This window comes from bacterium (assembly GCA_016699125.1).
Lineage (GTDB): Bacteria > Babelota > Babeliae > Babelales > Vermiphilaceae > AWTP1-30.
The window spans coordinates 308,335-322,043 of sequence record CP064961.1 but is presented as its reverse complement, the minus strand read 5'-3'; the positions used below and the strand labels follow the sequence as shown (position 1 = coordinate 322,043).

The 13,709-nt window shown below is 37.9% G+C and carries 10 protein-coding genes and 2 tRNA genes; 8 read left to right on the top strand and 4 right to left on the bottom strand.

The genetic code is table 11. The features are described from left to right. Window positions 1-163 precede the first annotated feature (163 nt). A complete protein-coding gene (locus IPG37_01515; GenBank protein QQR54083.1) occupies window positions 164-1,672 on the top strand; it encodes a hypothetical protein in 1,509 nt (502 codons plus the stop codon). Window positions 1,673-1,715: 43 nt separating this feature from the next. Here IPG37_01515 and rplU read toward each other — a convergent pair whose 3' ends face one another. From rplU to uvrA, 4 genes are all read right to left on the bottom strand, one after another. Continuing rightward, window positions 1,716-2,045, bottom strand: coding sequence for a 50S ribosomal protein L21 (gene rplU, locus IPG37_01510; protein QQR54082.1), 330 nt, complete (start codon window positions 2,043-2,045; stop codon window positions 1,716-1,718). 130 nt (window positions 2,046-2,175) lie between these two features. Next, window positions 2,176-4,755, bottom strand: coding sequence for a DNA mismatch repair protein MutS (gene mutS, locus IPG37_01505; protein ID QQR54081.1), 2,580 nt, complete (start codon window positions 4,753-4,755; stop codon window positions 2,176-2,178). A gap of 35 nt (window positions 4,756-4,790) precedes the next feature. Continuing rightward, window positions 4,791-5,690 carry a hypothetical protein gene (locus tag IPG37_01500; GenBank protein QQR54080.1) on the bottom strand — a complete coding sequence of 300 codons (900 nt, stop codon included), beginning with the start codon at window positions 5,688-5,690 and terminating at the stop codon, window positions 4,791-4,793. Between the two features lie 24 nt (window positions 5,691-5,714). Then, on the bottom strand, window positions 5,715-8,381 hold the full coding sequence (gene uvrA, locus IPG37_01495; GenBank protein QQR54079.1) for an excinuclease ABC subunit UvrA: 2,667 nt from the start codon (window positions 8,379-8,381) through the stop codon (window positions 5,715-5,717). Between the two features lie 67 nt (window positions 8,382-8,448). On the opposite strand from uvrA, the gene IPG37_01490 reads away from it, so the two are divergent. The 7 genes from IPG37_01490 to IPG37_01460 all read left to right on the top strand — a co-directional run bounded on the left by IPG37_01490 (window position 8,449) and on the right by IPG37_01460 (window position 13,514). Next, window positions 8,449-8,524 (top strand) — tRNA-His (locus IPG37_01490). Between the two features lie 23 nt (window positions 8,525-8,547). After that, window positions 8,548-9,081, top strand: coding sequence for a hypothetical protein (locus IPG37_01485; protein QQR54078.1), 534 nt, complete (start codon window positions 8,548-8,550; stop codon window positions 9,079-9,081). Between the two features lie 58 nt (window positions 9,082-9,139). Continuing rightward, window positions 9,140-9,215: transfer RNA gene (locus IPG37_01480), tRNA-Pro, on the top strand. A 105-nt stretch (window positions 9,216-9,320) separates the two neighbouring features. Then, a complete protein-coding gene (locus tag IPG37_01475) occupies window positions 9,321-10,127 on the top strand; it encodes a hypothetical protein (GenBank protein ID QQR54077.1) in 807 nt (268 codons plus the stop codon). 84 nt (window positions 10,128-10,211) lie between these two features. Further along, window positions 10,212-11,303, top strand: a complete 1,092-nt coding sequence (locus tag IPG37_01470) for a rod shape-determining protein RodA (GenBank protein ID QQR54076.1) — start codon at window positions 10,212-10,214, stop codon at window positions 11,301-11,303. An 80-nt stretch (window positions 11,304-11,383) separates the two neighbouring features. After that, entirely contained in the window at window positions 11,384-12,406 is a 1,023-nt protein-coding gene (gene ruvB, locus IPG37_01465; GenBank protein ID QQR54075.1) for a Holliday junction branch migration DNA helicase RuvB, read from the top strand. A 256-nt stretch (window positions 12,407-12,662) separates the two neighbouring features. Further along, a complete protein-coding gene (locus IPG37_01460; protein QQR54074.1) occupies window positions 12,663-13,514 on the top strand; it encodes a hypothetical protein in 852 nt (283 codons plus the stop codon). Window positions 13,515-13,709: the final 195 nt, after the last annotated feature.

Here is a 13,709-nt window from a genome sequence, read left to right as displayed (position 1 = left end):
AACAGCTCAACCGGTACAACAAGCAGAAACTGAAAAAAACATACCAACAGCGTTCCCCCTTTGGCCTATTTTTGAAAATCTAGTCGCCACACCGATTCAAGAACAAAAAACATTCCTAAAAAATATTCAAACAGATCCTGTCATTGCCGGCGCGAATGATGCGATGACAACATTCAATCAGCCTTTGATCACCAAAAATCAGCCTGATTCTGTAACCTTTTACGTTCAAAATATTGAAGGTCTGCTAAAAAACATAAGCCCTATCTATTGGCAGACAACAGAGTTTGCACCAAACTGGCAGTCGACTACGACCAAAAAACTTCCCATTTCCATTGATGTACTCACATCAGGACATGGAACCGTGACTATTGATGCAAATTTTTTGGCGAATATACAACAGGAACAACAACCATTGTTGCTGCTTGAAAATGTGCAGCAGCAGAACAATAATTCATGGCCTGATGAACCGATAAATCCTGTTTTTCAAACTAAAAATAGCTATCTGGGACAAAAAAAGATTTTGGAGTCGTTTTTCGTCGTAGAGAACAGTACCCCATTCAAACAAAACCCGTACATTCCAACCATCAACACACAAGTTGTTGGCAAAAACGAATTTGTCCCATTTTTAGAATCGATTATTGAAACGCTTAATGAAACAGACAACCAGACAGAACCAACTGTAAAAGAGCCTTTTGAAACTGAAGATGCAATGCTTTTTAGAAAGCTATTAGAACAAAAAAAGAACGATCCTGGACATTTTTTAACCTCGCACAATAAACCTGTTGACCTTGAAATGGAGATGGTAACCAAGCCAAAACAGATGGCACAAACGGGTTCTGACAATACGGGAAAAATGACATTTTATATCGAAAACCTCCATGCAATGCTTGAAAAAGTGGCACCCGATTTTTCACACACAAAAGGTCTGGCGCAAAATATTGCATATTCTGATCCTCGCTTTCCTTTAACCATTCATTTAGACACAGATGGACACGGCACCGTAACGTTTGAAAAACAGGTCCTGACCAGTTTGCCAGATGATAACAATGCATTGCAAGGGTTATTGACCTATTTTAACAATGAGCTCATACCAAAAAACGGTTCAAAAACATTGCCATTTTTAACTGCCAGAAAAAAGAAAGTTTTATCAAATATTTATCAAGCAACATTTGACCTACAAGCCCCTTCAAAATTTTTTGTTCTTAAAACAAAAAAACTTAACCAGGGAGCTTTACAGTATGAACCACAACCGGACATTTATATTATTGGGTCATTGAAATTTGAAAAATTTTTAGGAACTGTATTTAACACATTTTATATGCAAGGCAATGATCAAATTGATCAACAAAAAAGACAGATTGAAGCATTTCAAAACATTAAAAAATCAAAAAAAACAGAAACCAAGCTACCTGAATCTGTACCAAAAAAGGCTGAACCTAATCTTAAAAATAAAGAATTCAAAGCAACTATGGAAAAATTCAAAAAAGCAGTAGAAAACGAAGAAATACAATTACGCCCCACAATAGACAGGCGAGAGCTTTATAATCCACTAGAAAGGCAAAAAAGGAATCAAGTTTCAGAACAAAGAAGAACTGAAAGAAGGAATAAAAACCGTTTAAAAACAAAATATAAAAGGCCCCTCATCGATAAAATGCCTTTTTTTAAAAAATAAAAACGGGTATAATCCAATTCAACTGAATTATACCCGATAACATTTAAATTGCTTCGATGCGAACCACAGTTGCCTGTTGACGATGACCCCGTTTTACACGAACCTTTTTGCGCCGTTTAAAACGAAAAACAATCAGTTTTTTACCTTTTACATGTTTTACGATAGAGCCGGTCACCACAGTTTTAAGTGTTGGTTGACCTACTTCAAAGACACCTTCGGCGGTTTTTCTGAATAAAACCTGATCAAACGTCACCGCATCGCCTGCGTTACCGGCCAAAAGCTCAACCGCAACTGTTTTTCCTTCAACCACCTGATACTGCTTGCCGCCTGTCGCTATAATCGCATACCGGCCATAATTTTTTGGATTCTCCATGTCTTATGCCTACTGTCATTTTAAAAAAATATATACTATGTATGGTACATTATATAGTTTTGCCAATATTTTGCTAGTATCTTCACAATATCAGTTTTTAGCCAAGATAACAAATTTTTTGATGGTTATTTTATTGTAGATTTTTCTGTAATTCTACGATAATATCAAGCGCCTGCCGTGGTGTAATATCTTCAACATTCAACGCTCGTACCTGATTAATCAATAATTCATGTTGACAAACAGTATTTACTTCGTTTACAGCCAAAAATTGAATAGGTCCATCCACGAACCTTTTTTCCTCAGACAAAGCCTGTTGACACAGCATTACTGCTCGCTCTAAAACTTTTTCAGGCAGCTGTGCCAGCTTTGCAACCTCAATGCCAAACGAACCATCAGCTACTCCTGGTGTTAACTGATATAAAAAAGTAATCCCATTTGCATGCTTTTTACATGCCATAAAAAAAGCTTTAATCCCAGAATGAGTTAACGTAAGTGCCGTAAGTTCATGATAATGGGTTGCAAAAAGTGTCAAAACGGGTTTTTTTTCCAGATATTCAATGACTGCCTGCGCAATTGATCGGCCGTCCACTGTACTGGTACCCCGGCCTACCTCATCTAAAATGACCAGACTTCGATCAGTTGCATACTGACATATTTTGGCTGTCTCTTCCATTTCAACAAGAAAGGTACTTTTACCCCCAGAAATAAAATCACCAGAACCGATGCGTGTATATACTCCATCGCATACCATAAGTTCTACCGAAGCGGCGGGAACAAAGCTGCCAAGATGTGCCATGATAGTAATTAAGGCCGTCTGACGAAGATAGGTTGACTTGCCACCCATGTTTGGGCCAGTCAATATAAAAAGGGTCTGCGCTTGGTCCAATAATGTATCATTTTGGATGAATGGCACATTTGTTGAAGCCTCTACAATCGGGTGCCGTCCCCCTTTAATTGCTATTTTTTTTTCTTGTGTAAACAATGGTCTTACATACTGACGTTGCTGTGCACAGGCTGCCAGCCCAAGAATAGCATCCAGATGTGCAATGCCATGACACGTCTTTCGCAACTGAGGTCCAAACATACAGGTACGACTTTTAATATCCTCAAAAAGCAGCCTTTCACGATCATAAAAATCTGCTTTTGCTCGTTCAATCTGACGCGCAAGAAGATCTAGTTGCGTACACGTGTAACGCTCTTTACCAACCAAGGACTGCAAAGGTTTATAATCCTCCGGAACATGCACTGCCGCTGTTTTACTCATCTCAATATAATAGCCATATAACGTATTAAAACGTATTTTTAAACTACCAATTCCCGTTTTTTCCTGCTCCTGCTTTTCAAGCTCAACTATTTTTTGATTACCATTGACCATCAGCTCTCTCAGCTGGTCAAGAGGTTGATCAAAACCGGGGCGAATAATATAACCGGTAGATAATGTGGCTTCATCCAAACCATCTGCCAAAAGTTGTTGCATTTCAGGCAGTTGCACGAGAGATTGATTAATACTACTGAGCAAAGCAAACGACTCACTGACAGGCTGCAAAAGCTGTTTAATGCTATCAAGAGCTGTCAAAAAATCACGTAACAAAAAGAAATCTGCTAATACCGCTTTTGCCAATAGAATTCTTCCAATGGCACGTTCCGCATCACCAATTTTTTTTAAAATATCAGTGATTTTCTCAGCAAATAATGGGTCTTTAAAACATAGTTCAATCACATCAAGCCGCTGATTAATCATTTTTGCATCTATCAATGGTCGAGTAAGCCATTTTTTGATCATTCGTGAGCCCATCGGAGTTACTGCCTTATCCAGAAGCTGTAACAAGGTATGATTTCTGCTGCCGTCATAAAGATTTACAAAAAGCTCAAGGTTTTTTTGCGTGATGGTGTCGATATTCAAAAAATCTGTTGCTGTGTACCTGTGCAATGAAGAAAATGATACCAACGCCTGCTCATGAGATTTTTTAAGATACGCATAGAATAGAAGGAGGGTTTGGTGGATGGATACATGTTTTTCAATCAGGTCAACGGTGGATTGATGAAATTGTGCGGCAATCCATCCTAAAAAATCTTCACACTGATCATCCTGTATAATTACATCAATAATGCAAGCATTGACAAAATTTATTTTTTTAAAAAGCTCTACAAATTGTAGCTTATCAGCAGAAATAAGAATAATTTCGTCCGGAAAAAATCGTAACAACTCAGCTTCAAGTCGATGTATTGCTGCATCATTAATGAAAGTAAAAAAGAGCTGCCCCGTTAGAAATTCTACTGCTAAAAAGCCAAACCCATCGGCTACACACCTTAAAACAACAATATAGGATGAGGATTTTTCATCTAATAAATGTTGCTCAACCAGAGTACCAGGCGTAAACACACGCACAACCCCTCGACGAACCACCGTACCAGGTTTTGGCTGCTCAAGCTGGTTACACACGGCAACTTTGAACCCACCTTTTACCAATTTGCTCACATAATGATCAAACGCATGTATCGGTACACCACACAACGGAATATCAGTTCCTGCAGTTTTGCCACGCTTTGTCAACGCTATACCCAAAAAATGAGCCGCTGTTTTTGCATCATCAAAAAAAAGTTCATAAAAATCCCCAACCTGAAAAAAGAGCAACATATCTGCGTACTCTTTTTTTATAGTCGCATATTGCTGCATTAACGGGGTTTGCTGCGTAATCTCTTCATGCATACTGACTGTCCATTCTCACATCAAAATGAAGGTAGTTATTTGACTCCTGAAGGTTTTTCAGGAAATTCTTCAAACAAAGAAAATCCTTTGACCATATAACCTACCTTATTTAAAAACTGTTCAAGCAACAGTGACAAACTATTGCTATCTTTACGTTCCAAAGCATCTTTATACACATCACGAAACTCTTTTGCATATTCAAAAAGATATTCATGAATCGACATAGCATCTTGCTTTGTGGCTGATGGCAGCTGTCCACTACGATACTCCATGTACCCTATTATTTTTTCAACCTGCCTGAATAAAAGTGATGACATCGTTTTGAGTACATGGTATACCCGCTCAGTATCACCTGAGTTTTTTAACGCCTGCTCGTACACAACAAGCAGTTGTGTACAGATCTGAATAGTGGCTGTATAACATGCCTGAGTATCAACATACCATGAGATCGTATGCTCATGCACATACTGACTCGTCACACTATCAACAACAGTATGCGTTACACTCATCACAAATGCTTGACCACAAAGCTGTGCAACCGCCTTCAAAAATGCTCCACTAGTTATACCACTCAAAAAACCACTACACCCTGCTTTAAATGATCCCCAGGCATATCCCGGAACCTGCTTCCACGGTGTATTGTCCCACGTTTGCCCTGATAAAATTTTATCAGGAATTATCGGCACCAAGGACTTGTCACAGCTACAATTTTGCTGCGTATTTTTATCGAAAGACGCACTATATAGAAACTGTCCACATATAAAAAGGTAATATCCAGCGGTGGCCATCTTAATCGAACGCTCCAAGTAATAATCTCGTTTTAATCTTCGCTGTATTGCTTTAGCATACTGTGCCACTCGCTCTTTTTTAGCTGCGGTAAAGATAAAGACAATTGAGAAAAACTTTGTAAAAAAACCATCGCAAAGATGGCACACACAAGACACTTAAACATGAATTCCTTATGAATTTTGTAAAACTTCAAAATATGGTTTTAAATAGCGTCCCGTATAACCCTGATCAATAGTAACCAGGTAAGATGGAATTCCTTGGCACACAACAGTTCCTCCACCAACACCACCCTCTGGACCCATGTCAATGAGATAATCCATAACTCTTAACACGTCAATATTATGTTCAATAATTATCATTGAATTACCTTTATCTACAAGTGTATTTAAGACCTTTAAAAGTTTATCTATATCACAGCTATGCAATCCAGTAGTCGGTTCATCTAAAATATAGAGCGTATTTTTACCACGCTTGCCCAACTCATCAACAAGTTTAATCCGTTGAGCTTCACCACCTGAAAGTGTATTTGACGATTGCCCTAACTGCAGATATTCAAGGCCAACCTCACATAAAAGATCTAACTTTTTTTTAATACCTTTATGTGATTCAAAAAAGAGTGAGGCTTCAAAGGCAGTCATAGCAAGCACTTCAGCAATATGTTTACCTTTAAACAGGATCTCTAGTGTGGCTTCGTTATATCGCCTACCTTTACACGTTTTACATTGCATCACAACTTCAGGTAAAAAATGCATCGAATAGGTTATCGTACCTTCACCGGCACACTCAAAACATCTTCCTTCACTTGTATTAAAACTAAACCGACCAAGCTTATAGCCTCGTGCCAGGCTTTCCGGGAGCTGCGCATACAGTTTGCGAATGTCATCAAAAATACCCAAATAAGTTGCCGGATTTGATCGCGGTGTTCTGCCAATAGGAGACTGATTAATAACCACTAATGATTCAATATATTCCGCACCAATAACATCCTTCTCTTTTTCTAATTTTATCTCTTTCCCAACTGTAGCAGCACGCTTTACAAGAGATCTACCGTCAAGTTCTCGCATAAGTATTGGCACCAGCTCTTGTATTACTAACGTGCTTTTGCCCGATCCGGAGACTCCAGAAATCCCACACATCACACCAAGTGGAAAGCTAACCGTAATATTCTTTAAATTATTTTTAGATAAATGCTTCAGCGTCAAAAATTTGGCTGTAGGCCTCAATGGTCCAGTTTTGGTAATTTTTAAGCGGCCAGATAAGTATCCACCAGTTAACGATTTTTCATTATTTTTAATCTCTTCCGGCGTACCAGTTGCCACAACCATTCCCCCATGAACACCTGCACCAGGACCCATTTCAATAATAAAATCAGCCCTTGCAATAGTATCCAAATCATGCTCAACAACAACTACCGTATTTCCAATATCTCTCAATAGTTCAAGCATTTTAATTAATTTATCATTATCACGCTGATGTAGTCCAATGCTGGGCTCATCCAACACATATAATACGCCTGTTAACATAGAACCTATTTGCGTTGCCAGTCTGATACGTTGTGCCTCACCGCCAGACAAAGTTTGGGCAGGCCTACTCAATGTTAAATACGACAAACCAACATTCTGCAAAAACTCAATTTTCGTTTTTAATTCTTTGATAAGTCCTTTTACTACTTCTTGAGCAACCGGATCTAATACCAAATTATCAAAAAAAACCCTCAGATCAGCTATCGAATATCCCGCCAAGTCGGCTATCGAACAGTCATTAATTTTAACTGCCAATGCATATGGATTAAGACGCTTGCCATCACAAGCATCACAAATTTCTTCTTTCCAGCGTATATTTGACCACCTACTTTCAGCTTCCATTAATCCATTCATCCATCCACTGACAATACCCAGCCCCTCACACTGTTGACAAGCTCCAATTGGCGAATTAAAAGAAAAATTACGAGGTTCAAATTCAGGCATCGACTCACCGCAATGCAGACATACGTGGTCAATCGAATATACCTGCTCAAGCTGTGACGCAGAACTGATTTTGCAAACTCCTTTTCCTATTTGAAAAGCATGTTCTACAGAGGCTTGCACTCTCCCATGTTCATATTCACTCAAATCAATACTATCTACTAAAATATCTATGGTATGTTTATGCATTTTTTGCAATTTTAATTTCGCAACCTCATCGATATGAGTAAATTTATACACAACACCATCAATACGAAAACGGTAATATCCAGATTGAAAAAACTTTTTCAAGTCTTCCGTATATTCCCCTTTTCTATCATGAACAAACGGTGCATGAATAGTAATAACTTGACCATGAAATTGTGTCTGAATAAGCGCTGAAAGGCTTTCTGGCGATTCAGCTTTTACTACCTTGTGACATTTTGGGCAATGCGGAACTCCCACTTGAGCAAAGAGAACCCTCAAACAGTCATAAATCTCCGTAATTGTTCCAACGGTTGAGCGCGGATTACTGCCTACCGTCTTCTGTTCTATAGCAATCGCCGGGCAGAGACCATCAATAGCGTCAACTTCTGGCTTGCCAACCACTCCCAAAAACTGTCGCGCATAAGAAGATAACGAATCCATATAACGCCGTTTACCTTCGGTGTATAAAACATCCAATGCCAAAGAACTTTTACCTGAACCTGACGGGCCAGTAATAACAACGAGCGAATTTTTAGGAATCTCTACCGTGATGTCCTTCAAATTATGCTCTCGAGCCCCCTTGATGATAATAGACTGACTAGACTCAACACACTTCCCTTGATATGGCACACTTTTCCTTATTGGATTTACTGGATAAAAATTGACATTTTCAAACTTTAGTGTCATTATACCAAACAATTGTGAGTGTGTAAAAACAAAAAAGCCTCTTACATAAAACTGAAAATCATACGTGGTGAGTGTAGCTCAGCTGGCAGAGCATCAGATTGTGGCTCTGGGGGTCGTGGGTTCAAGTCCCACCACTCACCCCACTTTTCAAAAATGAAAGGCTGAAATGCAGTTCTTTTGGGGAATCGTTCTTTTGTTCTTAGGTTTGCAAATTATTTTGGAATCAGCCTTTGGGGTGTCTATCCCATTTTTAAAACTTTTTATCGGTTGTTTTCTTATCTATCTTGGATTTCAGATTTTAGGAATAGATACATTTTTCCTTGAAAAACGAATACATAATGATTACCAAACTAAAGTCATCTATGGGACCACAGAGACAAATCAATCTAAAACTTTTTTTCAAAATACCCATTGGTACTTAAATAATATAACGCACAACACACATCTTTATAATAAAACAACGTTCGGCCAAACGGTATTTTTTATCAATCCAAGCCAGTCAATACGAATAAAAATTAAAGGTTTTTTCAGTACGATAATCGTACCTGGCAGAAAGGAAAGTTTGACGCTTAATCAAAAATTTATTTGGAATAATATCGGTCACGACCACACACCAATGATCACCGTCAAGGCGGCGGTTACCTTTGGAACAATCAAGCTTGTCTATCTTACAGAAGACGATAAAAATAAAGAAGGTTGATTTTTAAGAAAAAGCTTGTATTATTTTAGTGATCTTCTAAACCTTCTGACTATACCATCGGGGCGTAGCGCAATTGGTAGCGCACTCGCTTTGGGAGCGAGGGGTTGCCAGTTCGAGTCTGGCCGCCCCGACCATTTTGAAAACTATTACATTAGAGAAGACAAGTTTTTAAACGTAATAGGCAATATTGATGTATCTGCAAACATATTCTGAATATATTTTATAGGGAGTTATCGTTCATGTTAAAAGAATGCTTTTATAGCACAAAGACTGTTTTTAATTTTGTATTAACCACTCTGATAATTTTATCTCCAAAGCTCTCGTACGGTGAAGCTGATGTGCTAGAGAGTATAAATTTTGAAAAGATATCAGATGAGGTAAACCAAATTTTTTCAGATTTCACCTCAGATTTAAATAAAAAAAATCTAGGCGATCTCATTAATCTGTTTGCTTTTGACTTTGAACTTAACAAATATTTCATAGAGTCATTACAAAAAAGCACAGAGGGGCAGAATTTCGATCAACAAGTCATTGCAAATAAGATGAAAAATGTGCAAGGTAATTTTCAAACATTCCAAAACAATTGTGACCAAAAAACATTAGAAAGTCATAGTGCCATTCAACAGGTGATTGGAAAAGCTCTGCCGGAAAACTTAATGAAGGCGATGAAAGAAACTCAAAACAGCTTTGCTACCTTGCTAAAACAGAGCGAAAAATCAAAAAACAAAAAAGAAGCAGCCGAACTAGAAAAGCAGTTTTTCATACTTCAACGAAAAATGTTTAGTGAAGGCACACAAATAACAACATTAACCAACAAGATAAAGACGCATATCTATCGAATTCTTTATGCTAAAACAGAACAACTATGTAAACAGTGTCTCGTTAAAAAAGTATCCATCGATGGAATAATCAGCATTAACAAAAGAAAGGCACAGGTTATTCATCCAGATCAAGCAGATAAAATCATTTTTGAAGCCGAACGACTCACGAATGACATGTTTACACAACTTTCAGAAAAAACAACAGACGAAGAAGAAGTATCATAATCTATTCTAAGTACCAAATAACCGTGTTTAAGCAGGCATGCAAAAAACTTGTATCGACTTGCTTAAACACTCGAGTATTTGTTAATGCTGATACAAAGTAGCAATACAACTAAAATCGATCTGCTTATTATTCTTGTTATCAACAGCCTTGCGTGCATTGGACTCCTTTTTATATGGAGTACAACCATTAAAGCGTATGCGTTTTTTTCTCTTTTTTTTCAAAAACAGTTTTTCGGTATTCTTACTGGAAACGTACTGTACCTGTTATCTAGCAAATTGGATTTCAGAAGCGTCTTAAAATATTCCTATTTTTTATATCCAATCTTCTTAATGATGCTTTTATATACGCTCTTTCGTGGACATGTCGGACTTGGTGGTCAACGATGGATTAATCTGGGATTTTTAAAATTTCAACCATCTGAACTTGGAAAAATTATGTTTCCTTCTTTCTCCATATACTATCTTTCAATAGCGCAAAAGCGAAAATTTGGGTTCTTTTTTGTTTTAATATGCTTATTTGCCAGTTTTTTACTTATACGCAAACAGCCTGATTTAGGAACTGCGGTTATTATTTTCTTAATAGGACTGCTTCTGGTCTGGTTTGCAGGCCTTCCAAAAAAAATATTTTATATCGGATTCATCAGTTGCATCCTAACAGCTCCCTATCTTTTTACCATCTTAAGGTCTTATCAAAAAGAACGGATCGCAGTTTTTTTCGGCTACGGCAACCCTTTAAAAGAAAGATACCAAACAGAACAGGCAATTATTGCCATTGGATCAGGTGGCCTTTGGGGAAAAGGATTACTAAAAGGCACACAAAATAAATTACAGTTTTTGCCCGAAGGCAGAACAGATTTTGTATTTGCCGTACTATGCGAAGAGTGGGGACTGCTTGGTGCCCTTTTATTACTCATTTTGTACGGCATCCTCTTTACAAGAATCTTTATAATCATTAGTCAGACAAAAAACAGGCTCATGCAACTATATGGAGCTGGGATTACCTTGCACATATTTCTATCAACCATCATCAACATCAGCATGGTATTGGGTATGCTTCCCATCGTGGGTATACCGTTGCCCTTTTGCTCCTATGGCCTGACAAATTTATGGGTAAACTATATTAGCCTTGGATTTTTGAACAACATCACCTATCATCAGATGCAAGAACTTCACTAATTGTATTGAAACCACCTTATTTGCATTGAAGAATAAAAAAAACTATCTTAAAGAAAATAGATTTTTACGAAAACAGACTTATGAAAACAGTTGAACCAACCGTCAATATTCTTGAACTACAAACAGCAACAGTTGAAGAAAAAAACTTAGATTTCATACCACGCTCATTTGATGAATACATAGGGCAGTCTGAACTAAAAACAAAACTGGCAATCTATACACAAGCAGCAAAAATGCGCAGTGAGCCTTTAGATCACCTGTTACTTTTTGGCCCACCTGGACTTGGCAAAACGACATTATCAACGATTATGGCACAGGTGATGGATTGTGATATACGTATGTGCAGTGGCCCAATGTTGGAACGACCTGGAGACCTTGTATCTATTTTGTCAACCCTAGAAAAGCGATCTATCCTATTTATTGATGAAATTCACCGTATTCCAAGTAACGTCGAGGAAACACTGTACTCAGCAATGGAGCAGTTTAAAGTAGACATGATTATTGGTCAAGGAACAGGAGCTAAATCGATTAGTCTCCCTATCAATCCATTTACACTTATTGGAGCTACCACAAAAAGTGGCATGCTTTCCGCTCCCTTGCGAAGTCGTTTTGGAATTACCGAAAGACTTGATTTTTATAATGAAAATGATTTACAACAGATTATCATTCAATCAGCACAGTTTCTTGGCTGCGAACTTGAGCACACAGGAGCGCTCTTAATTGCACAAGCAGCTCGAGGGACCCCTCGAATTGCAAAAAAACTGCTTCGCCGCGTTCGAGATTTTTGTCAAGTGCAAAAACAACCAGCAAACCTTGCAAATGTTCAAAAAGCATTGGCATTTTTAGGCATTGATCAGGAAGGATTAACAACAATCGATGTATTATTATTAAAAACTATGATCACCCATTGTAATGGTGGACCTGTTGGACTTGAAACAATCGCCCATCTGATCGGAGAAGATCCCGAAACGGTCGAAGAAGTGTATGAGCCTTTTTTGATGAGAAAAGGGTATCTTGAAAAAACCCCTCGTGGAAGACAGATTATGCCTATTAAGCTGCCCTTTTTAAAAGCACGATTTTTAGGTCAACACACTATTTTCTAAAAACCTCAGTCACTGTTTTTAGCTTCCTATTGATTAAGTTTTTTGTAAAAAATAATGCTTATTTATAATGCGCACTACACTTCTATTGAACAATATAACAAAAAAAATACCTAAACCTTAGACTCGTAAAGATGCTAAAAAAAGTCAATATACTTGACAAAATTCTCTATAAGTTTAACCTTATTGTGATTTATTTTTAAAAAAATAATCTAAATAAAAGTTCATCAACATAATTATTATTCTTTTAAGGGTCGCCATGAGCATAAAGAAGATTTTTTATTGCGCTGTGTTAAGTTCTGTTTTTCTTATTTCAAAACATGAATTAAAAGCGGAAAGTGCATTTTCAAAATACACTAAAAGAATAAAAGCTACCGTTATCCTTAAACTCAAAAAACTTGGCATATCTCCTCTGAAAGCCTGTATAGTCGGAGTAGGAACGGCAGCGACAGTGATTGGGGGCGCGGTGTTTTTTATCGTTCGTCACAAAAACAAAACAGCAGCGGCGGCTCTGTTAAACGCAACGCAAGCAACGGACCCTGCAAACAGCACAGGTTCTGGTCAGAATAAAGACGCAGCAGCACTGCCAACACCAACAAAGAACAACAATGATGATAATAAAACTACAACTAACAATAACACCAGTACCAAAACAAATCCTACAGAAACAGGAACACCTACCGCTTCATTAACTGGTACTACTACTGGATCACAAAAAGAGCAAGACAGCACTTTGGATCAAACTGGAGCTAAACCGATTGTACCAGCACCTGAAAATGACATGGTCCACGCAGACAAGCAGATAGAAAATAATAATACTGCTATAGAAGTACCAGCACAGCCAATAACAACTGAAGCTACAAAAGAAGTACAGCAAAATCAGCCACAAAATAATGAGTTGGGTGGAACGAATGCCCAACAAACTCAGGACAAACCTTTTGGTGATCAGGTGAAGGATCAAGTATATTACCTAAATGATCAATTAAAGGTAGTGAGGAAAGATTGGGCGGGGGTAAACTGGTCAGGGGCTGGAAAAAGCTTATGGAATGCTGCCACCAAGGGTAATGGCCCATCAAAATCGATCGATGATGATGCACAAAGAGGCCTCTAATACACCTTCTTGATCATCGAGCTACAAAATTACTAGAATGCAACGAGAGAGATCTTACAACGTCTCTCTCGTTTTTTTTAAAAAAAGCATCCCATGCTAGATCATTCAGTTAAGAATTTCGTTTTTGCTTGACGCAAGTTACAATTCTTTATCATTACAAGCAGTGTACTGCTCCCACCTTGTTTACAGGCAATG